The organism is Halorientalis marina (assembly GCF_023028345.1).
Taxonomy (GTDB): Archaea; Halobacteriota; Halobacteria; order Halobacteriales; family Haloarculaceae; genus Halorientalis; species Halorientalis marina.
Genome location: NZ_CP095487.1, coordinates 2592461 through 2612959 on the forward strand (window position 1 = coordinate 2592461; position 20499 = coordinate 2612959).

Consider the following 20499-nt stretch of genomic DNA (forward strand, 5'->3'; position numbering starts at 1 on the left):
TGCTCTCCGGGTTCGACGAGCGCGGCCAGGCCATCCAGATCGGCGCTGTGTTGCTGTTCGGAATTCTAGTGGTCGCGTTCGCGAGCTATCAGGCGTTCGTCGTTCCCACACAGAACGAACGGGTCGAGTTTAACCACAATCAGCAGGCGCAACAAGAGCTTCAGGAGGTCCGGAACGCGATCGTTTCGAGCGTGGGCGGGGATAATGGTCGGTCGGTCGCGGTGAGTCTGGGAACGAGGTATCCCAGTCGACTCATCGCACAAAACCCGGGGCCCGCGACCGGTTCGTTGAGAACAGTTGGGATCGGGAACGAATCGCTGAACCTGACTGTCCGAAACGCGACTGCTGACGGCGAAACCGGCGATTTTTGGAACGGTACGGCACGCACCTACGACACTGGAGCGCTGGATTACGTGTCGAACTACAACGTCTACGAGAGTGCCCCAACGACGAGTTATGCACACACGGTATTGTTCAATCACCGGCGTGATCGGAGCGTCACAGTGGGAGACCAATTGCTGATCGATGAGCGGACGATCACATTGGTGTCGTTGAACGGCTCACTGAGTCGGGCACAGACCAGCAGTTACACCGTCAACGTTCGGCCTGTCAGCAGTTCCGACCGAGTCGTAAGCGTCATGAACGAGAGCCACCCGCTCACACTTACCGCACCGACCCGCCTGTCTGAGTCAGAATGGAGACAGTTACTCACTCCCGAACCCGACATCGAGCGGAGCGACGTGACGGTCGATCCGAACGGTGCGCCCGGAGAGTTCGGTCTACTGGAAATCACTCTACCGGCGGACACTGAGTATGATCTCCGGATGGCCAAGGTCGGCGTCGGCTCACGGGTACGGGGGCGAGAGGCAGCGTACGTGACCGACATCGAAGGGGGCGGCACGGTCACCGAGGGCGGCAGTGATCGTCTCGTCGTGGAGGTCCGCGACCGGTACAACAACCCAATAAGCGGCGTGACAGTGAACGCGAGTACGGACACGGACGACAGCGTAGCCAGTCTTGCAGAAATAAACGCGACGACCGACGACGATGGACGGGCCGAATTCGTGTACCGTACAAAGGGCGCGAGCGTCAACTCCGATACGCGCGATTTCGTGAACGTGAGCATCACCAGACCGCAGTCGGCGCTCAACCAGTCGTCGTTCGACGGCGGCGAACCAGGAGACTTGAGTGTCGAGTACACTGTCACCCCCCGATCGGGCAGTACGAACCAAGCCTCCTACGACTTGTTTTGGACGGATACCACGTCCGTACCAGGGCCGACCGGCTCAAGCGCCGAGGTCTGCGATTCGTTCCCGTGCAACGTGACGCTTCAGGCGACGACTGACCCCGCACAGGTAGCCGCACCAGTCGGGTTCGGGACTGGCGACTCGAATCTCGTTAGAGTGCTCGAACGGCTGAACGCGACCCAAAGCGGCGTCGCGGGAACAACCGTCCAGTTCCGACCGTCGACCGGGAACACGACGCTCGTAACTCAAAGCGGTGGGACGAGCGACACACTCGTGGTCTCGACACCCTCAGCAGTCGACTTCGAGTCAGGCCTAGGCGATTACGGCGTGTTCGGGAACTTCGAGGGTGACGACCCAGAGCAGTCCTCCCAGAATAGCAATAGCGGATCGTTCGCGGTCGTGCTTGAAGGAGGGAACGACGGTGGGATCGTGACCACCGGCTACGACACGACCGGCGGCGAGTCGGTCGTCCTCCAGTACTGGGTCAAGGAAAGTGACGTCGGGGACATCGGCGACGGCAACGGCGGGCTTAGGGTCGAGTACCTTACCGGGAGCGGGTCGTGGGTGACGGCAGACAGTCTTCCGTTGACCGGTACGAATCCAGGGGAAGTGCGCACCGCGCGACTTGGGTCGGACGCGATCCACGACAATTTCTCGCTCCGGTTCCGGCAGATCGGTGCGGACAACGCCAATGACGAATGGCTCATCGACAATCCGACGATTACCGCCCTCGGGACGGAGGTCGGGCCGGGCGAACCCGGCAGCGGTGACGGTGGGAACGGAGGCGGAGCTGACAATCCGTCGGTGACCATCACCGACGCCGGAGAAACGGGGAACTCCAGAAAAATTCAGCTCGACGCCGACTTCTCCGATCCAGTGGGTGACGGGAACGAACTGACGAGTGTCGACATCGAGGTCCGCGACGAGGACGGCAATCCCGTCTACACCGATACAGCAGACGATATCAGCGGCGACAGCGCCTCTCTCACCGATTACATGACGACGGTATCGCTGCGGGGGAACAACGATCCTGAAGAGACCTTCACCGTCGAAATAACGGTCTCTGACACCGACGGTAACACCGGCTCGGACCAAGCGACGGTAGATGTCTGATGGACCTCAGTCGTTAGAACTATTGGCCGGACCCAGGTTCCCGTCTCCTCATGTGGAGGCACACTGCATCCACCGCGCCTGACGTGTCGGATCGGAGCGTTGCCACGGGGCGAACGACGGGCGTCAAGTCCAAGCCGGTGGAAAGGTTCAGAGAACCGACCGGCAGGTCGCCGTCGTCGGCGAGTCGGTGAGTACGGAAAAGAGTGCACTACCATGTCCCATCCTTCCCGTCAACGCCAAGATGCACGATCAGTCCGGCCCCGACCCCCGTCGGGAACGGGCCCACTCGTACAGGCGAATCGAAACGAGAATTTCGACGATCGTCGATGGTTTAGACGACAATGACTTATAGCTGGTCGCCGGAATCGAGGGTATGAAGTCGGTAGGTATCGATGCGATCGAGATCTGGACCGGGAACCTCGAACTCGACCTCGCGGAGACGTTCGCGCCCGCGATGGGGGAGGACCCCGGAAAGTACACGAAGGGGCTGGGCCTCCTGCGGAGTTCGTTCCCGGACGCCTACGAGGACATCGTGACGATGGGCGCGAACGCGGCCCATCGGCTGATGGAGCGAAAGGGGCTGGAACCCGACGACATCGGCCGCATCGACGTGGCGACCGAGAGCGCGTTCGACAACTCCAAACCCGTCTCGACGTACATCGCGGGCTGTCTGGAGGAGGTCCTCGACGGGGACTTCCACCACGCGAACAAGGGCGAACGGAAGTTCGCGTGCGTGGCGGGCACTCAGAGCGTCGACGACGCGTACAACTGGATTCGCGCGGGGCGAAATCGTGGGCGGTCGGCGCTGGTCGTCGCCACCGACACGGCGCTGTACGCCCGCGGCGACCCGGGCGAAGCCACCCAGGGCGCGGGCGCGGTGGCGATGCTCGTGAGCGAGGACCCCGACCTCGTGGAGCTATCGGCCGAGCAGGGCTACGGCAGCGCCGACGAGACGGACTTCCTCAAGCCGAACCAGCAGTTCCCGAGCGTCGACGGCAAGCGTTCGGTACAGGTCTACCTCGCCCGGATGCGGGAGGCGCTGGAGGACTTCGAGTCCGTCGCGGGCGCGATTCACCCCGACGATTTCGAGCTCATTCCCTTCCACACGCCCTTCCCGGGGATGGTCCGGAAGGCCGCACTGCTCGGCTTCCGACACGCCATCCGCGACACGGAGATCGAGGACGAACTCGCCGCGGAGATCGGGCGCCAGCCCCGGCGTGAGGAGGTCGAGAGCGACGAGGCGTATCTCGACGCGATCAAGGAGTACACTGACAAACTGAAGGACACGCAGGCGTACCTGGACTGGTACGAGGACACCATCGAGCCGACGCTCGCCATCGCCCGCGAGGTAGGCAACTGGTACACCGGTTCGGTCCACGTCGCCCGCGCCAGCGGGCTCTGGCAGTTGGCAAAGGAGGGCCATGACCTGACCGGCAAGCGCCTGCTCGTCGGCTCCTACGGGAGCGGCGCACAGGCCGAGATTCACGCGGAGACGATCCAACCCGGCTGGCGCGAGGAGATCGAGGCCCTGGAGATCGAGTCGCGACTGGAAGACCGGTACTCGCTCACTTTCGAGGAGTACGAACACGTCCACGACGTCCACAACCACGACAAGGAGACCGAGGCCGAGGAGTTCACCACGCCCGACTCGGAGTTCGCCTTCGACGGCTGGGGCCGGATGGGCGAGCGAAAGTACCGCTACGTCGAGTAGGATTCTCGTACGTACGAACCTCGCCGAACGAGCCCGGGCGAGCGGGAAACCGCCTGACTGCGGCGACCTAGCGGTGCCGGTCAGTCCGTGTAACGGCAGGTTGTTATCAAAAATAGTGATTTCGCCGGGAGATTCAAAACCGGGGGCACGAAACTGTGGGTCATGGCTCGTCTCGTAGAGAAGGTATCGGTCGGGGTCCTCCTCGTCTTCGCCCTCTCGTCTCTGGTCTTTCCGGCGGAACTGGCGTTCCTGCTCGACCCTGGGCTCGCGGTCCTCGTCGACGCGGTGACGTGGGCGAGCGTCACGCTCCCACAGCCGGTCTTTCTGGGCGTTATCTTCCTCGTGACGGCGACCGTGACGATCCTGATCGGGCTGTCGACCGCGCGCGTCCTCTACGCGATCTCGCGGCGCGCCGGCCCGCGCACGCGGTGGGCGTTCGACAAGGTGACACCTAGTACGCCCATCGGAAAGGCCGCCTTCGCGTTCGGGTTCACCATCTGTTTTCTCATCGGCTCAGTCTGGGCGCTCCCGTACGTCATCGGCGACCTCAGCGATAGCAGCGGCGTCGCGAACACGAGCGACGTCGTGGCCGGCAACGGGACCGGCGACATCCTGAGCGAGACCGAGCGGGACGCCCTCCAGATCCTCTCGGCGGACGCTTCCGTCGATCAGCACGACGAGTACCGGGGCGCCGAGTACGAGCGACCGACGCCCGATACGGACGGCGACCGCCTGAAGGACAGCTGGGAACGCGCCGGCGAGACGCCAGACGGGGTCCAGCTCCCGGACGCGAACCCACAGCGAATGGACCTGTACGTCCAGATCAACTACGGGAGCGGCACGGCACCGCTTTCGGCCACCGAGAAGCGGCAGTTGCGGGAGGTCTGGGCGTCGATGCCCGTCGACAACCCCGACGGCTCACAGGGGATCACGCTCCACATCGACGATCAGCGACCCCAGGGCGGCCTGATCGACGGGGACACGACGTACGCGGGCAGCGGGGACGACGAGATCACGCGGTTCTACACCCCGCAGTTCCTCGGCGAACGGTCCTGTCGGTACCACCAGGTCGTCGTCGGACAGGTGCAGGGAGAGACGCTCGCCGGTCGGGGGAGCGCGCCCGGCTACGCCGCCTACGTCGACACGGAGCGCAACGAGAACTACGTCGAACTGACCGAGAAGGCGGACTTCGACCGCGAGGTCTCGCCACGCGTCCACGTCATCACGCACGAACTGCTCCACAACGTGGTCGGCGAGGTGGACGGCAGTCTCCACACCGACGAGGGGTGGCTGACGCCGACCGCGCATCCCCGCGATGCGTTCCTCTCGGACGCGACCGCGAGCGAGATTAACGCGAACGGACTCGCAGGGTCGGGCTACTACCAGCACGAAGTGTGCGGGTCGGGCTGACGGGGACGAGGCGCCAGCAGTCCCGTCAGGGCAGGTCGTCGAGCCCGTCGAGCATCGTCGAGAGGTCGCCGTCGGCGACCGCGAGCGAGAAGCCGTCGATACGGGCGAGGTCAGCGGCGTGTTCCCAGACGTCGTCCTCGTCGAGGCCGTGGAGGACGACGGCGTTGGGCGTCGGCGTGACGACGCGCATGGCGACCAGCGGCGACTCCCCGCGGGTGACGCTCGTGAACACCAGCGCCCGGTTCGTCGACTGGCCGTAGAGCCGGTAGAACTCCTCGCTGGAGAGGCGCGTGATCGCCTCGATGCTGTCGATGACGGTGTGGCCCGCGACGGTGTCCTGTGTCCCCCCGACAATCTCGACGGCGCCGATGGCGTCGTAGTACCGCTCCAGCGGGATGGTGGCCGGGTACTCCCGGAGCGCGTGGACGATGTCGCTGTCGAACCCCGCCGAGAGGACGCGGGCGTGCTGGCGGATGCGGCCCCCGCCGCGGCGCTCGTCGATGTCGAGCAGGGCCTGGACGATGCGGTTGACCACGCCGATACCGGGGCTCTGTCGCCGCCCGCTCTCGTAGTCGGAGATGACGGACGAGGAGACGTCGAGGGAGTCGGCCAGTTCGGTCTGGGACACGTCGAAGTCCGTCCGCCACTTCCGGAGGGTCGCCCCCGGGTCGTCGCTGAGCGTGATCTCGCCGGCGATCTTCTCGGCCAGTTCCCGACGGGGCCCTCGTGCCATACCACGCCTGCAGGCGCCGGCCCACTAAAAGCTACGCGAGACTTTCCGTGGCGATTCCACTGGAGGGGACGTGCCGATGGAAAAGGCGAATCGGTTGACTCGTAGTGACGTCACGGAGTGGCCGCTCCGCAACCACTAAACGCGGCCCACGCCTGCCATCGGTAATGGCAGACTGGACGGAGAAGTACCGACCGAGTACCCTCGCGGAGGTCCGGGGCAATGACAAGGCCCGCGACGCGCTCAGGGAGTGGGCCGACACCTGGGACCAGCACCGCGAGGCGGTCATCGTCCACGGCAGTCCGGGTATCGGGAAGACCTCCGCGGCCCACGCACTCGCCAGCGACATGGGGTGGGACCACATCGAACTCAACGCCAGCGACTCCCGGACGAAAGACGACATCGAGCGGCTGGCCGGACGCGCGTCGAAAAACGCCACGCTCGGCGGGAGCGGCCACCAGCTCATCATCGTCGACGAGGCCGACAACTTCCACGGCAACGTCGACCGCGGCGGCTCGAAGGCCGTCACGTCCATCGTCAAGGAGTCCGACCAGCCGATGGTCCTCATCGCCAACGACTACTACGAGATGTCCAACGGCGTCCGGAACGCGTGCCAGGAAATCGAGTTCCGCGACGTGGGCAAACGCTCCATCGTTCCCGTTCTCCGTGACCTCTGTCGGCAGGAGGACATCGCCTTCGAGGACGCGGCGCTGGAGGCCATCGCCGAGACCAACAGCGGCGACCTCCGCGGGGCGGTCAACGACCTGCAGGCCCTCGCCGAGGGCCGGGACGAACTCCGCGAGGAGGACGTGGCGACGGGCGAGCGCGACCGCACCCACGGCGTGTTCGACTACCTCGATACGGTCATCAAAGAGGCGGGCGCACAGGAGGCCCTGGAGACGGCCTACGACGTGGACGAGACGCCCGACGACCTCATCAACTGGATCGAGGACAACATGCCCAAGGATTACGAAGGGGGGGAACTGGCGCGGGCCTACGACTTCCTCGCCAACGCCGACCGCTGGCTCGGGCGCGTGCGGGCGACACAGGACTACACCTACTGGCGGTACGCCACGGACAACATGACCGCGGGCGTGGCGGCCGCCCGCGAAGGCAAGAAGGGCGGCTGGACGCGGTACGGCCCGCCGAGCTACTGGTCGAAACTCGGGCGCTCGCGGGGGACGCGGAACACGCGCGACTACGTGGCTCGCAAGATCGCCGCGGAGGGCGGCGTGAGCATGAGCACGGCTCGCCGCGAGGTCATGCCCTACCTCGCGACGATGACCCACCACTGCAAGAACCGCGAGCTGACGGTCGCGATGGCCGCTCGCTACGACCTCGACGCCGACCACGTCTCCCTCATCACAGGGTCCGGCGAGGACACGAACAAGGTCCAGTCCATCGTCGAGGACGCCGAACGGCTCCGCGAGGAGGCGGCCGTCGAGGCCTCCGGCGGCGCGTTCGAGGGCGGGCGCGCGAGCAGCGAGACGGACGAGAGCGACGGCGGGGACGCGGTGGCGGATGCGGACGGCGACGGGGACGACGCGGGCGATTCGGGCGGTGACGGGGACGACGCGAACGATTCGGACGGCGACGGACAGGCGACGCTCGCGGCGAGCGCGGGGACGGAATCGGACGACGCGAACGGGTCGGACGACGGTGCGGCGCAGGAGGAGGCAGACGGGGACGCCGACGACGAAGCCGACGCCGCCGCGGAGGACCAGCAGTCGGGACTGGGCGACTTCATGTGAGCCGCGGGTTCCAGGGCCGCGATTAGAGCCGGACCGGGCCGGAACTCGTGTCGGCGTCGGCGTCAGCCGCATCGGCGGCGGTCTCCGCGGGCGCGGACTCGAAGGCCCAGACGGTGGTCGCGACCAGCGAGACGAGGATTGTCAGCGCGGCAGTGTGGTGGAGGACCTGCGCGGTCGGGCCGTAGAACCAGATGGTGTTGGCACCGAGCAGGACCTGGACGGGGAGGACGGCGAGCGCGACGACGGACCCGTAGCGGACCCGCTTCTCGTAGCCACCGCGCCAGGCGGCAGCGGCCGTCCCGAGGATGGCGAAGCCGGTGATCATGGCGACGAAGCGGTGGAACCACTCGACGAAACTCGGCCACGTCGCGGGGAACAGGCCCATCCAGCCGTCACAGAGCGGCCAGCGGGCCTCGCAGGCGAGGCCAGCACCGATCGCCCCCGTGTACACCCCGAGGAGGATCAGTCCGAAAGTGAGGCCGGTGGTCGTGGCCGCGAGGTGGCGGAAGCCGAATCGCATATCTCGGCCTCGGGACTCCGGGTACTTGAACCCGCCTTTTCGTTCCCGGCGGGCGAGAACGACGCTGGGAGGAGCGGAAACTGCGAGCGCCGAGCTCGCTCAGCGGAGCCGAATGCGGGCGTCCGAAGCCGACTAACGGCAATCGTCGAATGTCGGTTTCGGTTACCTTTTTACCGTGGGCGGGGGGCATAAGAGCATGGGACTAGACGAGGATTCGCTCGACTATCACCGGGAGGATCCGCCTGGGAAGATCGAGATCTCGACGACGAAGCCGACCAACACACAACGGGATCTGAGCCTCGCCTACTCGCCGGGGGTCGCGGCGCCCTGTCGGGCGATCCGCGACAACCCCAACGACGCCTACTCCTACACGGCGAAGGGGAACCTCGTCGGTGTCGTTTCCGACGGGACGGCCGTCCTGGGACTCGGTGACATCGGCGCACAGGCCTCGAAGCCAGTGATGGAAGGGAAGGGAGTATTGTTCAAGCGGTTCGCCGACATCGACGTCTTCGACATCGAACTCGACGAGGAGAACACGACGGAGATGATCCGGTCGATCTCGGCGATGGAACCGACGTTCGGGGGCATCAACCTGGAGGACATCAAGGCCCCGGAGTGTTTCGAGGTCGAGGAGAAACTCCGCGAGCAGATGGACATCCCGGTCTTCCACGACGACCAGCACGGCACCGCCATCATCTCCGGGGCGGCACTGCTGAACGCGGCCGATATCGCGGGGAAAGACCTCTCGGAGCTGGAGATCGTCTTCTCCGGTGCGGGCGCGAGCGCCATCGCCTCGGCCCGCTTCTACGTCTCCCTCGGCGTCAGCCGCGAGAACGTCACGATGTGTGACTCATCGGGGATCATCACTGAGACCCGCGCGGAGAACGAGGACGTGAACGACTTCAAAAAGGAGTTCGCCCGCGACGTGCCCGAGGGCGACCTCGCGACGGCGATGGACGGCGCGGACGTGTTCGTCGGCCTCTCGGTCGGTGGCATCGTCGACGGGGACATGGTCCGGCGGATGGCCGACGACCCCATCATCTTCGCGATGGCAAATCCCGACCCCGAGATCGGCTACGAGGAAGCCAAGCAGGCCCGCGACGACACCGTCATCATGGCGACGGGGCGCTCCGATTACCCCAATCAGGTCAACAACGTGCTCGGGTTCCCGTTCATCTTCCGGGGGTCGCTGGACGCCCGCGCGACCGAGATCAACGAGGAGATGAAAGTCGCCGCAGCCGAAGCGCTGGCCGACCTCGCCCGGCAGGACGTGCCCGACGCGGTGGTGAAAGCGTACGGCGATCAGCCGCTCCAGTTCGGGCCGGAGTACATCATCCCGAAGCCGCTGGACCCGCGCGTCCTCTTCGAGGTCGCGCCCTCGGTCGCGCAGGCGGCGATGGACAGCGGCGCGGCCCGCCGCGAGATCGACACCGCGGAGTACGTCGAGGAGCTAGAGGCCCGCCTCGGGAAGTCCCGCGAGATGATGCGGGTCGTCCTCAACAAGGCAAAGAGCGAGCCCAAACGTGTCGTCCTCGCGGAGGGCGACGACGAGAAGATGATCCGGGCGGCCCACCAGCTCGTCGATCAGGGCATCGCCGAGCCGATCCTCATCGGCGACCGCGAGCGAATCTGGGCGATCATGGAGACGCTCGCGCTGGATTTCGACCCCGAGATCGTCGACCCCAACGAGGGGAACCTCGATCCCTACGCCGAGCGGCTGTACGACCTGCGCAAGCGGAAAGGGATCACGCGTCGCGAAGCCGAGGAACTGATCCAGGACGGCAACTACCTCGGGAGCGTCATGGTCGAGATGGGTGACGCCGACGCGATGCTGACGGGGCTGATGCACAACTACCCGTCGGCGCTGAAACCGCCGCTGCAGATCGTCGGCACTGCCGCCGACGCCAACTACGCGGCCGGCGTCTACATGCTCACGTTCAAGAACCGGGTCGTCTTCTGCGTGGACACGACGGTCAATCAGGACCCGGACGAGGAGGTGCTCTCGGAGGTCACCAAACACACCGCCAACCTCGCCCGTCGGTTCAACATCGAACCGCGCGCGGCGATGCTCTCCTACTCCAACTTCGGTTCGGTGGACAACGAGGGCACGCGGAAAGTCCGGCGGGCCACCGAGATGCTCCACGACGACCCAGAGGTCGACTTCCCGGTCGACGGCGAGATGCAGGCCGATACCGCCGTCGTCGACGACATCCTCAACGGCACCTACGAGTTCTCCCAACTGGAAGAGGCCGCGAACGTCCTCGTGTTCCCGAACCTCGAAGCCGGCAACATCGGCTACAAACTCCTCCAGCGCCTCGGCGGTGCCGAAGCCATCGGTCCGATGCTCGTCGGCATGGACAAACCCGTCCACGTCCTCCAGCGCGGCGACGAGGTCAAAGACATCGTGAACCTCGCCAGCGTCGCGGTGGTGGACGCTCAAAACGAGGAGTAGCGGCCCGGCCGACCACGAGTGGGATACTCGCCGGTCGACGGTGCTCACCGTTCGTGTTTTCAGTCGCTCGTGCGGACGTGTGCAGGCGGAGTCGGACTACACAGACTGAGCGGATACCGGCGTCTCGAACGCGACCCGGTCAGTCCCAGCCCTCGTATTCCGCCGCGAACTCGCGCCCGGTGTAGTCGGCGTTGCTCAACCCGAACAGCCGGAATTCGACATCTTCGAGCGGAACACCCCAGACGCCGAAATCGGGAGGGACTCCGCGTTCGCGGCCAGACTCGCGTACGCCCGCTCGGTTTGATCGTCGGGTATCTCGTACAGTTCGCCCATCACGACGACGCTTCGCCAGATCGCCGCGTCGTCGCTGTCCTGCTCGTACACGGTGAGACAAACGTTGGGGTTCGAATCGACGGCCTGGCCTTTCCGACTCTGCTGACCGCCGCCCCACTGCATCGGGAACACCATCCGGTCGGCGTCGTATCCGAACGACATCGGGATCGCGTACGGCTATCCGTCGTCGACCATCGCGATAACACCGATGCCTCTCCTGACGAGGATGTTGTCGATCTCGTCGCTGTCAAGACGGCGGACTCTCACTTATAAGGGGCGGTACCCAGTAAATCTGGTGGTGTCGGCGGCCGGCCGCCGTCGGCCCGGGGGACCGGTGCCGGATCCACCGGTCAATCCGAGGCCCCACGGTCGGACCGCGACGGTGGCGGGACTTGCTCGGAGGTGTCGGCGAGGTCGCTGGGCAACACGCACCGTTCGGGCTCGCGGTTGACGTGTGCGTACTGGTCGGGCGCGTTGGCGAGTGGGTGTGCAGGGTTCACGTCGCTGGGGATGCGCGCGGCGCGGACGTTCCCGAGGCCGCGGATACGGGCGCGGATGCCGCGCCAGTGGTTGCCCGTCCCGCCGGGGACGGAGACGCGCGACTCCCAGGTGGGGCCACGCGAGGCGAGGATGGCCTGATTGACGTTCCCGGCGAGGTCGTCGTGGTCGATGAGGAGTCCGACACGCGCGTCGTCGGGCGCGCGGTCGGCGAGCACGTCGAGGCCGAGATGCAGGGCCCGGTACTCGGCGACGTTGTTGTCGGGCGCGTGGTCCTCGACGGAGAGGCGCGCGACGCGCTCGCCGTCGCGTGTCTCGATAACGACCCCGAGACCACCGGACGGTTCGCCCGGTTCGCACCCGCCACTGACGGCTCTGTAGGAACCGTCGGTGGCGAGATAATAATCGCGGTGGTGGGTGCGAGGGGGGTGTGCGATGTGTGGCGTCGGCGACTCGTCGAACAAGTCCCGAAGGGACGGCCGGCCGTAAGCGGCCATACACGCAGTTGGCGGGGCGGGAATTTAAAGATGTGGTCCGACGCGAGTCTGACGCGGGGCTGACGAGGGTCGACGCCCGGAGCGAGGTGTCCACGAGCGGCACGGCGAAAATTGCAGAGTAAGGAGGGCCAGAGACGGCACTTTCGGCTGTCTCACGACGGCACGACTCCGTTTTTAGTTTCCAGAAGGGATTTATTACAGGCCATACATCCACTCAGTGGAGCCCTCGCCCAGGGTACGAGATGCCCTCCGTTCGGTTGGGCTGACGCCCGCAAACGGGTGAACGGTGGGAACAGAAGGGCACTCCCCGCAAACCATGACACAGACACGAGACAAACTCCGCAGCTTGTTCCTGACGGCGTTACTGGTGGTATCCGCGGTGGGTACGACCGTGGCGTTCGCCGGAACCGCGGCTGCAGCGAACTCGACGAGCGTCACACTCAGTGACGACCAGAACGGTGCGACAGACGTAACCTACGAGCTCGACGCTACCCTCGAATCTTCGGGTGATCTAGAGGACATCAACGTCGACCTCGGGAGCGGCGCCGACGCGAGCGACGTTGACAGCGGTGACGTGTCGGTCAGTGTCGGCAGCGTCGGGTCGGTATCGACTGGCAGCGAAACGGTGGACATCACGCTGAGTAGCGCCCAGACGGTCGCTCCTGGTGACACCGTGAACGTCGACATCGACAACGTCGACAACGACCAGTCGGGCAGTCACTCGGCGTCGGTCGATTACCTCGACACGAACGACGACAGCATCGACAGCTTCTCCGAGACGTACTCCATCGTCGGCAGTAGCGACCGCGTGCGCCTCAGCGAAGCGGACGAGACGTGGACCTCCAACGGCGGCCCGTACTGGCAGGGACAGAAGCTGTTCCTCAAGAACGCCGACGATCCGAACGCGGAGTACCAGCTCCGTGAGGTCGACGACGGTGATATCGAGAGTTTCATTTCGGATATCACGCTCGACGAGAACGGTGAAGCGGTCATCGACACCGCGAGTGTCGGCGGCGGTCAGGAACTCGAAGGTGACTACGTCGTCGTCAAGAACGGGGACGCGGTCGAGTTCGACTCGGACGGTGAGGCGGTCGACGAGAACGCGAACCCTGACGACGCGAGCGCGGAGATCACGATCCAGAGCCTCTCGGCCGAGTTCGACGAGGAGACGATTACCGAAGACCTCGCGGAGTTCACGCTTGACTCGAACCGGGGCGGCTACGACGTGGTGGTCTCCAGTGACGGTCTCGACAGTGACGAGTTGGAGGGTATCTTCACGAACTTCACGGTCGTCGACAATCCCGACGATGACGACGACGAGGAGATCACGATTCGAGTCACTGGCACCTCCGACACGCGCGACCTGGACTTCTCGGACATCGAGTCCGACGACTACACCTTCGAGTTCCAGGTCAACGACACGGCAGCCAACGACGACGCGACCATCACTGTCAGCCAGGCGGAGGACGCCGAAGCGTCGTTCCTCGGTGACGGCGTCTACGAGACGGCACAGGGTGGGGTCGCCGAGATTCCCATCGAACTGGAGAACTCCGACACCGCGAAGATCAACCTCGGCTACGACGGCCAGGTGTACAACGAGACCGTCGAGGTCGAGGACGACGACGACGACGACCGCGTGACGCTCCGCGTGAACACGTACCTCGCCGGTCGGCAGAGCCTCGAAGAGGGTGACCCGACCGACCTCGACGACGGTGACCCGGACATCGCGCGAGCCTACTCGCTGGCCGACGACGACGACGAGATCCTCTCGGTCAGCCGCCTCGGTGACGGGATCGGCTCGCCGCCGCTGGCCGCGTCGTTCTACGACGTGAACGTCTCGGTCGGCGACACGGAGCTGGCCGTCGCCGCGATGAACATCCAGGAAGCCGGCGACGACGACCTCCAGTCGTGGACAGCGCCCGAACGCACGTTCAACGAGATCGACGACCAGGAGGAGTTCTTCGAGGCACGCGACGAGGACGAACTGCTTTCGGAGGCAGACCAGATCGCACAGGGCGATACGCTGGTCTATCAGGTCGAATCGAGTAGCCTCATCGGCGCACTCGAAGCCGAGACGGACGGCGACGACTACGGTGAAGGGCTCGCGAACCTGGTCGACGACAGCGACGACGTCGTCGAGGCCAACGCTTTCACCTTCCGGATGGAGCAGGAAGACCCCGACGCCAACCGGGAGCCGAAACACCTCGACATCCAGGACACGTCCGACAGGGGCGGCCTGACGGTCATCCCGGACAACGGGAACAGCTCGGTCTACCTGCTCTTCGACACGGACCAGATGAACATGGACCGTGGCGACAACGACAACGACCTCGGGGTCGGGACCGACAGCTACGAGACGAACTACACCATCGGTCCGGAGAGCGGGATTCCCGACGAGGACGAGAAGATCACCGTGACGGACACGTTCGACATGGTCGAGCGTGAACTGGAGTTCGAGACCAACAACGACGACGTGATCGAGGTCCGGGCCGAACCCGAGCAGTTGATCGCCGGCGAGACCTCCGTCGCGCCGAACACGGAAATTCGCCTCCGCCTGCGCGGCACCGAGGACGACGCGCCGTTCCTCAAGGATCCGACGGTGACGGTTTCCGAGGGCGGGAACTTCTCGACGCTGGTCGACTTCTCCGACCAGCCCGGGAACACCTCCTGGGAGGCGGAAGCCTCGCGCTTCGACGGCACGACGACGGGGATCATCCTCCCGCCGCGGACGGCTTCCATCGAGTTCGAGGAACAGAGCACCTTCGGGACGCAGGTGACGGTCGATTCCGTCGACACGAGCGACGGCGGCTTCGTCGCCATCCACCGCGACTCACCCACCGGTGACGTCGTCGGCACCAGCGACCTCCTCGACAACGGGACGGTCGAGAACATCGGGATCTCGATCAACGCCGACCTCGAGGACGGCGAGACGCTATACGCCGTGCCGCACTTCGACGACAACGACGACGGCGAGTTCTCGGAAGGCATCGACCCGGCCTACGAGAGCAACGGCTCGGCGGTGAACGCCTCGGCGACGATCCAGATCCGCACGCCGACGCCGACGACGACCGCGCCGCCGACGACGACATCGCCGCCGCCGACGACGACCACGACGGTAATCACGGCGAACACGACGACCGCGCCGGAAGACGACGAGGAGGAAACCACGACGACGACCGGGCCCGGCCTCACGGTCGGCATCGCCCTGCTCGCGCTGCTGGCAGCTGCGCTGCTGGCCGCTCGCCGCCACGAGTAACGTCGTCCAGCCGCCCTGACACGCCTCTCCTCTTTTCTCGACCGCACAGCGAAAGCTACACGGCTGCGGCCACGTACGGACGGGCGTGACCAGCTATCGTGACGGCGTGTCGTTTCTCTGTCTCGCGGCGCTGTGGGGCTCAGCGTTCATGGCGATCAAGGCCGGCCTCGCGTACTTCCCGCCGGTGCTGTTCGCCGCGATCCGCTACGATATCGCCGGGCTGTTCATGCTCGGCTACGCGGCGGCCGCGACGGACCGCTGGCGGCCGCGGACGCGTCGCGAGTGGAGCGCCGTCGCCGTCGGTGCGACGCTGTTGATCGCCAGCTACCACGCGTTCCTGTTCGTCGGCGAGCAGGGGACGACCAGCGCCGCGGCCGCGGTCATCGTGAGCCTCTCGCCGGTGCTGACGACCGGGTTCGCGCGGGCGCTGCTTCCCGAGGAACGGCTGACGCCGGTCGGCGTCCTCGGCCTGCTCCTGGGTCTCTGTGGCGTCGTCGTCATCGCACGGCCGGACCCGACGAACCTCCTGGCCGCCGGCGTCCTCGCGAAGGGGCTGGTGTTCGTCGCGACGGTGTCGTTCGCGCTGGGGAGCGTGCTGACACAGCGCCTCGACGCCGGCCTGCCAATCGAGACGATGGAGGCCTGGTCGATGGTCGGTGGGGCCGTCCTCATGCACGCCGCGAGCGCGGCGCTGCCCGCCGAGTCGGTCGGTGCGATTCAGTGGACGGTCGAGGGGGTCGCCGCGCTCGCGTACCTCTCGGTCGCGGCCAGCGCCGTCGGCTTCCTGCTCTACTTCGATCTCCTCGATCGGCTGGGTTCCATCGAGATCAACCTCGTCTCCTACGTCGCCCCGGTGTTCGCGGCGCTGACGGGCTTTCTCTTCCTCGGGGAAGTCGTCGACGCGTTCACCGTCGTCGGCTTTCTCGTGATCGTCGTCGGGTTCGCGCTGGTCAAGCGCCGGGCGTTACGGACGGCGGTGCCACGGCTCGATGCGACGGTGTTCGGCGACGGCGGGGGCGACGGTGGCGGAGGGGAGTGAGGGCGCGCGGACCCGCGTCAGTCGGACCGGCGGTGGGGCTGCCCGAGGAGGACGGCCACGACGTTCAGTGCGACGAGGGTGACGAAGGCCAACTGGACCGACGAGCGCTGGAGTCCCGACAAAAGCAGCGGAACGTGGAGGAACGGGAGGATGATTGCCGTCCAGAACGCGACGCTGGTGATGCCGGTCTTCAGGCCGGCGCCGTACCGGCTCAGCGACGGGAGGAGGTCGCTATCGAGGGCGCCCGACAGTTCGGTACGAGAGGGACTTTGCGGGGACATCGGTTCACACGGTAGCACGAGCGGTAGTGACATATAACCGGCCGAGCTTTCAATTCGTTTCACGGCGACGGGGGCGGGTCAGGGACCTTTTACCGTCGACTCTCGTCCGCCGAAACGTTTTATGACGCGTTCTCGCACCGTCGTTTGTCGGCGAAAACGGTGCTTATTCGGCGCGGTCGAGCGCCGTCCGAAGCCGGGACCGCTCCTCGGCGTCGAGGTCGGCGGCGACGGCGTCGGTGTGGGGGCTCTGGAGGAGGGTCACGAGCGCCCGCCGGGTCTTGTCCCGGATACGGTCGATGGCCTTCTCGACGACGGGAACGGGATCGTCGCGTTCGGCGGCGATTTCCTCGACCGACCGGCCAGCGCGGAGCATCGCCGCGATCTCGCGTTCGCCGTGGCTGAGGATCGACTGGCTCTCGTCCATACGCACTGAAGGAGTAGCGAGGGATTAAGGGTGGCGGGGTTCAGCCGAGGACCGCGACGGTGACCTCGTGTGGGCCCGCGGGCGTCCCGAGTGTGACGGTGTCGAGGATGTGGTCGGGGAGTTCGGCCCGCCACTCGGCGACGCGCTCGGCGTGGTAGTCGTGGTGGCGGTCCCGGGAGTAGGTCTCGTCGGGGTCGGCCCGGAGTTCGTCCTCCGTGGTCGCCGGCGTGGGGATGGGCGGTGCGCCCTCGTCGAGCAGGGTGTCGGGGTCGACGTGGATCGGCGCGGGGTCCGCCGCGTACCCCTCGTCGACGGGGACGTGGATGCGAGCGCGCATGCGGCCGCTGAACGGCGGCGTGATCCGCAGGACGGGCTCGCGGTCGCTCCGGACCGTGGCCTCGACGGCCGAGACCACGTCCTCGGCGCGCACGGCGATGGTCGAGACGACGGTGGGGTCGTCGGACTCGGGACCCATGGCGGACGGTGGGAGCGGGACGGACTTGACCGTACCGGCTACGGGACGGCGGGGAGGCGGGCGAAGCGTCAGTCGGCGCGGGACGCGCCCGCGAGATCCTCGATGAGGTCGTCGACGGCCTGGTTGATGTCGACGATGCGGTTGGTCTGGTCGTCGGCCTCGTCGGTGATCTCGTCGACGGCGTCGGCGATCTCCTCGGCGTTGGTGACGGACTGGTCGACCATGCTGGCGACCTCCTCGGTGGAGGCGGCCTGCTGGTCGGTGGCCGCCGCGACCTCCTCGATGCCGTTGTTCACTTCGCGGACCGTCTCGCTGATCTCCCGGAGGGAGCCCATCGCCTCGTCGACGATGTCGATCCCCTGGTCGATGCGCTCGTCGTTGTCCTCCAGGCTGTCGACGGCCCGCTCGGTCTTGTGTTGAATCTCGGCGATCATCGACTCGATCTCGCCGGCCTGGCTCTGGGACTCCTCGGCGAGGTCCTTGACCTCGTCGGCGACGACCGCGAAGCCGCTGCCCGCCTCGCCCGCGCGGGCGGCCTCGATGGAGGCGTTCAGCGCGAGGATGTTCGTCTGGTCCGCGATGTCGTTGATGATATCGACGATCTCGTCGATCTGCTGGACGCTCTGCTGGATGGCCCGGACGTCCTCGGCGACGCTGTCGGCCGCGTCCTGAATCTCCTCCATCGAGTCGATGACCTCCTCTGCTGACTCCTGACCCTCGTCGGCCAGTTCCGTCGCCTGCTTGCTCGCGGCCGCGACTTCCTCGGAGGTAGAGGCGATCTCCTCGACGGACGCAGACAGCGTCGACACCTCGTCGGCCACTTCGGTCATCGCCTCGTACTGCTCGCGGCTCTGCCGGGAGATGTCCTTCGTCTCCTCCGCGATATCGACCGAGGAGTCTTCCAGTTCGGCGATTGCCGTCTGTATCTCGCTCGCCGCCTCGTGGTCGTACCCCGCGTTCCGGTCGATGTCCTCAGCGATATCGTCCTCGATATTCCGGTCGATGCCCCCGGAGAATCCGCTGTCCGATGCCATGTACACCCGTTCTGAGGACTGATTTACTTAGTATGTACTGGCCAAATTGTTACGTTTGATACCATGTGTGATCGAGTGACACACCGCCCGCGGCGGTGGCGGTCAGGACCGCTCGAAGAAGGCTTCGAGGACCTTGCGTTCGGCGACCCGGAGGTGCTGGTGGAACGTCGAGCGGGCGATGTCCATCATCTCGGCGAGTTCGTCGCCGTCGACGGCCCGCGGCCAGTCGAAGAAGCCGCTGTGGTAGGCGGTCCGGAGGGCCGTGAGCTGTCGGTCGGTGAGCCGCTCGGTGAGGTCGGCCCGGAACTCCTGGCGGGTCTGAAACGGGCGTTCGTGTTCGTGATAGCCGACCAGTTCCGTCCGGTCGTACCGGCTGTCGGCGAGTTCGAAGAGGTCACGGGCGTCCGTGTCCTGTGACGTCTCGACGGTGAACCGCGCGACGCCGCGCTCGCTCGTAATCTCCTGGGTGGCCCCGCCGCGGTCGGCGAGGGCGGCGACCAGCGTGTCGTCGACGGTCATCTGCAGGAGGAGTTCGTCCTCGTACTCGGACAGGCAGTGGAGTTCGCCGACGTCGGAGTGGGACTCGGCGGTGTCGAGGACCGCCGCCGCGTCCTCGCCTTCGACGGTGTAGAACATCCGGAGCGTGCCGTCGGACTGGTAGACCGACCCCGAGTAGGTCAGCGTCGCGTCGGCGTCGGCGGTGAGCCGGCACTCGAGCAGGCGCTCGTCCTCGACGGTGAACTGGAGTTCGACCACGGAGTCGGCGGTGAGGGTGCGCTTGCTCTCCAGGGCGTTGATGGCATTGGCGATGGCCCGTCCCAGCGCCGCCAGAACGATGCGCTCGCGCTCGTCGATGCCGTCCTGCCCCGCGGCGTACGCGACGAGCACGCCGTAGCAGGTGTCCGGCCGCACGAGCGGGACGACGACGCGGGTCGCGACCCCGGTCGCGTCCGAGAGTTCGTCGAACGGTCGTTCCTCGCCGGTTACGACCCGAACCTCGCGGTCTGCCATCGCGCGGACGATGGGGTCGTCGGCGCCCGCAACCGGGTCGACGGTGAGGGCCTCACGTCCGGCCGACGCCGTCGGCTCGATCCGGTCGCTGGACGGGTCGGCGGTGCCGATCCAGGCGAAGGCGTAGGAGTCCGTCGCCGCGATCCGGTCACAGACGCCGCGTTCGACCTCCGTTCGGCTCGTCGCCTCCACCAACAGGGTGGTGATGTTCTGAACGAGCCCGTTGATCCGGTCGATGAGGTGTTCGAGGTCCTGCCGCCCCTCCTCGGCCCGCTCGGCGTGGGCCTGCGCTTCCAGTTCCGCCAGCCGCCGGTCGGTGATATCGATGTGTGCGACCGTCACGAACTCGTCCGAGCCGATAGTGAAGGGGGTCGCACGCATCAGGTACCACCGCTTCTCCTCGTCGGTGTGACACGGGTACTCGAGGGAGAACTCCGTCCGGTCGCCCTCGATGACTGCCCGGATGCCCCTGACCGCGTCCGCGGCGTAATCGTCCGCCCGCGGATCGACCGCATCGAAGTAATTGACACCGTGCATATCGCCCGCGGGAACACTCGATCCGTCGTCGCCGACTGTCCGCCACGACCGGTTCGTGAACCGAATCACGCCCTCGTCGTCGAGGACGGCGATCTGACTCGACAACGTGTCGAGCGCCGCGCGCGCGATTGACTCGGTGACTTCCATCCATCGGCAGTCCGTGTGCCAGCCTTATAACCT

At 66.1% G+C, this 20499-nt stretch carries 16 protein-coding genes; 7 read left to right on the plus strand and 9 right to left on the minus strand.

Translation table 11 applies throughout. The features are described from left to right. The first annotated feature begins 638 nt into the window (after window positions 1-638). From MUG96_RS13355 to MUG96_RS13365, 3 genes are all read left to right on the plus strand, one after another. A complete protein-coding gene (locus MUG96_RS13355) occupies window positions 639-2360 on the plus strand; it encodes an Ig-like domain-containing protein (protein ID WP_246983508.1) in 1722 nt (573 codons plus the stop codon). A 373-nt stretch (window positions 2361-2733) separates the two neighbouring features. Further along, complete coding sequence (gene hmgB, locus MUG96_RS13360; RefSeq protein WP_246983509.1) at window positions 2734-4071, plus strand: hydroxymethylglutaryl-CoA synthase; 1338 nt, start codon at window positions 2734-2736, stop codon at window positions 4069-4071. A 162-nt stretch (window positions 4072-4233) separates the two neighbouring features. Further along, complete coding sequence (locus tag MUG96_RS13365) at window positions 4234-5481, plus strand: hypothetical protein (protein ID WP_246983510.1); 1248 nt, start codon at window positions 4234-4236, stop codon at window positions 5479-5481. A 25-nt stretch (window positions 5482-5506) separates the two neighbouring features. Here the strand turns inward: MUG96_RS13365 and MUG96_RS13370 are convergent, their stop codons facing one another. Next, on the minus strand, window positions 5507-6214 hold the full coding sequence (locus MUG96_RS13370) for a helix-turn-helix domain-containing protein (RefSeq protein ID WP_246983511.1): 708 nt from the start codon (window positions 6212-6214) through the stop codon (window positions 5507-5509). 164 nt (window positions 6215-6378) lie between these two features. Here MUG96_RS13370 and MUG96_RS13375 point away from each other — a divergent pair, with 164 nt between their 5' ends. Next, window positions 6379-7962 (plus strand): replication factor C large subunit, encoded by a 1584-nt coding sequence (locus MUG96_RS13375; protein WP_246983512.1) that lies wholly within the window; start codon window positions 6379-6381, stop codon window positions 7960-7962. A gap of 22 nt (window positions 7963-7984) precedes the next feature. Here the strand turns inward: MUG96_RS13375 and MUG96_RS13380 are convergent, their stop codons facing one another. Continuing rightward, on the minus strand, window positions 7985-8482 hold the full coding sequence (locus MUG96_RS13380; protein ID WP_246983514.1) for a COX15/CtaA family protein: 498 nt from the start codon (window positions 8480-8482) through the stop codon (window positions 7985-7987). Between the two features lie 196 nt (window positions 8483-8678). On the opposite strand from MUG96_RS13380, the gene MUG96_RS13385 reads away from it, so the two are divergent. Then, complete coding sequence (locus MUG96_RS13385; protein ID WP_246983516.1) at window positions 8679-10934, plus strand: NADP-dependent malic enzyme; 2256 nt, start codon at window positions 8679-8681, stop codon at window positions 10932-10934. A 195-nt stretch (window positions 10935-11129) separates the two neighbouring features. On the opposite strand, the gene MUG96_RS13390 is transcribed toward MUG96_RS13385, so the two are convergent. Next, entirely contained in the window at window positions 11130-11429 is a 300-nt protein-coding gene (locus MUG96_RS13390; RefSeq protein WP_246983518.1) for a pyridoxamine 5'-phosphate oxidase family protein, read from the minus strand. 188 nt (window positions 11430-11617) lie between these two features. Then, window positions 11618-12262: a ribonuclease H family protein gene (locus MUG96_RS13395; protein WP_246983520.1), complete on the minus strand. Its 645-nt coding sequence runs from the start codon at window positions 12260-12262 to the stop codon at window positions 11618-11620. Window positions 12263-12578: 316 nt separating this feature from the next. Here MUG96_RS13395 and MUG96_RS13400 point away from each other — a divergent pair, with 316 nt between their 5' ends. Together MUG96_RS13400 and MUG96_RS13405 are read left to right on the plus strand one after the other, a co-directional pair. Then, entirely contained in the window at window positions 12579-15518 is a 2940-nt protein-coding gene (locus MUG96_RS13400) for a DUF7282 domain-containing protein (RefSeq protein WP_246983522.1), read from the plus strand. A gap of 85 nt (window positions 15519-15603) precedes the next feature. Further along, window positions 15604-16557, plus strand: a complete 954-nt coding sequence (locus tag MUG96_RS13405; protein WP_246983523.1) for a DMT family transporter — start codon at window positions 15604-15606, stop codon at window positions 16555-16557. Window positions 16558-16574: 17 nt separating this feature from the next. On the opposite strand, the gene MUG96_RS13410 is transcribed toward MUG96_RS13405, so the two are convergent. The 5 genes from MUG96_RS13410 to MUG96_RS13430 form a co-directional block, all read right to left on the minus strand. Continuing rightward, window positions 16575-16838 carry a DUF8028 family protein gene (locus MUG96_RS13410; protein ID WP_246983525.1) on the minus strand — a complete coding sequence of 88 codons (264 nt, stop codon included), beginning with the start codon at window positions 16836-16838 and terminating at the stop codon, window positions 16575-16577. 163 nt (window positions 16839-17001) lie between these two features. Continuing rightward, complete coding sequence (locus MUG96_RS13415) at window positions 17002-17262, minus strand: hypothetical protein (RefSeq protein ID WP_246983527.1); 261 nt, start codon at window positions 17260-17262, stop codon at window positions 17002-17004. 40 nt (window positions 17263-17302) lie between these two features. After that, a complete protein-coding gene (locus MUG96_RS13420) occupies window positions 17303-17737 on the minus strand; it encodes a DUF8009 family protein (RefSeq protein ID WP_246983529.1) in 435 nt (144 codons plus the stop codon). 68 nt (window positions 17738-17805) lie between these two features. Then, window positions 17806-18771, minus strand: a complete 966-nt coding sequence (locus tag MUG96_RS13425; protein WP_246983531.1) for a methyl-accepting chemotaxis protein — start codon at window positions 18769-18771, stop codon at window positions 17806-17808. A gap of 102 nt (window positions 18772-18873) precedes the next feature. Next, window positions 18874-20466, minus strand: coding sequence for a bacterio-opsin activator domain-containing protein (locus MUG96_RS13430; protein WP_246983533.1), 1593 nt, complete (start codon window positions 20464-20466; stop codon window positions 18874-18876). Window positions 20467-20499: the final 33 nt, after the last annotated feature.

What these genes read in the sequence shown, in the direction of transcription:
- MUG96_RS13400 (WP_246983522.1), top strand. Translation starts at nt 12,579, where the DNA reads ATGACACAGACACGAGACAAACTCCGCAGCTTGTTCCTGACGGCGTTA.
- MUG96_RS13355 (WP_246983508.1), top strand. Translation starts at nt 639, where the DNA reads ATGAACGAGAGCCACCCGCTCACACTTACCGCACCGACCCGCCTGTCT.
- MUG96_RS13420 (WP_246983529.1), bottom strand. Translation starts at nt 17,737, where the DNA reads ATGGGTCCCGAGTCCGACGACCCCACCGTCGTCTCGACCATCGCCGTG.
- MUG96_RS13365 (WP_246983510.1), top strand. Translation starts at nt 4,234, where the DNA reads ATGGCTCGTCTCGTAGAGAAGGTATCGGTCGGGGTCCTCCTCGTCTTC.
- MUG96_RS13410 (WP_246983525.1), bottom strand. Translation starts at nt 16,838, where the DNA reads ATGTCCCCGCAAAGTCCCTCTCGTACCGAACTGTCGGGCGCCCTCGAT.
- MUG96_RS13390 (WP_246983518.1), bottom strand. Translation starts at nt 11,429, where the DNA reads ATGTCGTTCGGATACGACGCCGACCGGATGGTGTTCCCGATGCAGTGG.
- MUG96_RS13375 (WP_246983512.1), top strand. Translation starts at nt 6,379, where the DNA reads ATGGCAGACTGGACGGAGAAGTACCGACCGAGTACCCTCGCGGAGGTC.
- MUG96_RS13395 (WP_246983520.1), bottom strand. Translation starts at nt 12,262, where the DNA reads ATGGCCGCTTACGGCCGGCCGTCCCTTCGGGACTTGTTCGACGAGTCG.
- MUG96_RS13385 (WP_246983516.1), top strand. Translation starts at nt 8,679, where the DNA reads ATGGGACTAGACGAGGATTCGCTCGACTATCACCGGGAGGATCCGCCT.
- MUG96_RS13380 (WP_246983514.1), bottom strand. Translation starts at nt 8,482, where the DNA reads ATGCGATTCGGCTTCCGCCACCTCGCGGCCACGACCACCGGCCTCACT.
- MUG96_RS13430 (WP_246983533.1), bottom strand. Translation starts at nt 20,466, where the DNA reads ATGGAAGTCACCGAGTCAATCGCGCGCGCGGCGCTCGACACGTTGTCG.
- MUG96_RS13425 (WP_246983531.1), bottom strand. Translation starts at nt 18,771, where the DNA reads ATGGCATCGGACAGCGGATTCTCCGGGGGCATCGACCGGAATATCGAG.
- hmgB (WP_246983509.1), top strand. Translation starts at nt 2,734, where the DNA reads ATGAAGTCGGTAGGTATCGATGCGATCGAGATCTGGACCGGGAACCTC.
- MUG96_RS13415 (WP_246983527.1), bottom strand. Translation starts at nt 17,262, where the DNA reads ATGGACGAGAGCCAGTCGATCCTCAGCCACGGCGAACGCGAGATCGCG.
- MUG96_RS13370 (WP_246983511.1), bottom strand. Translation starts at nt 6,214, where the DNA reads ATGGCACGAGGGCCCCGTCGGGAACTGGCCGAGAAGATCGCCGGCGAG.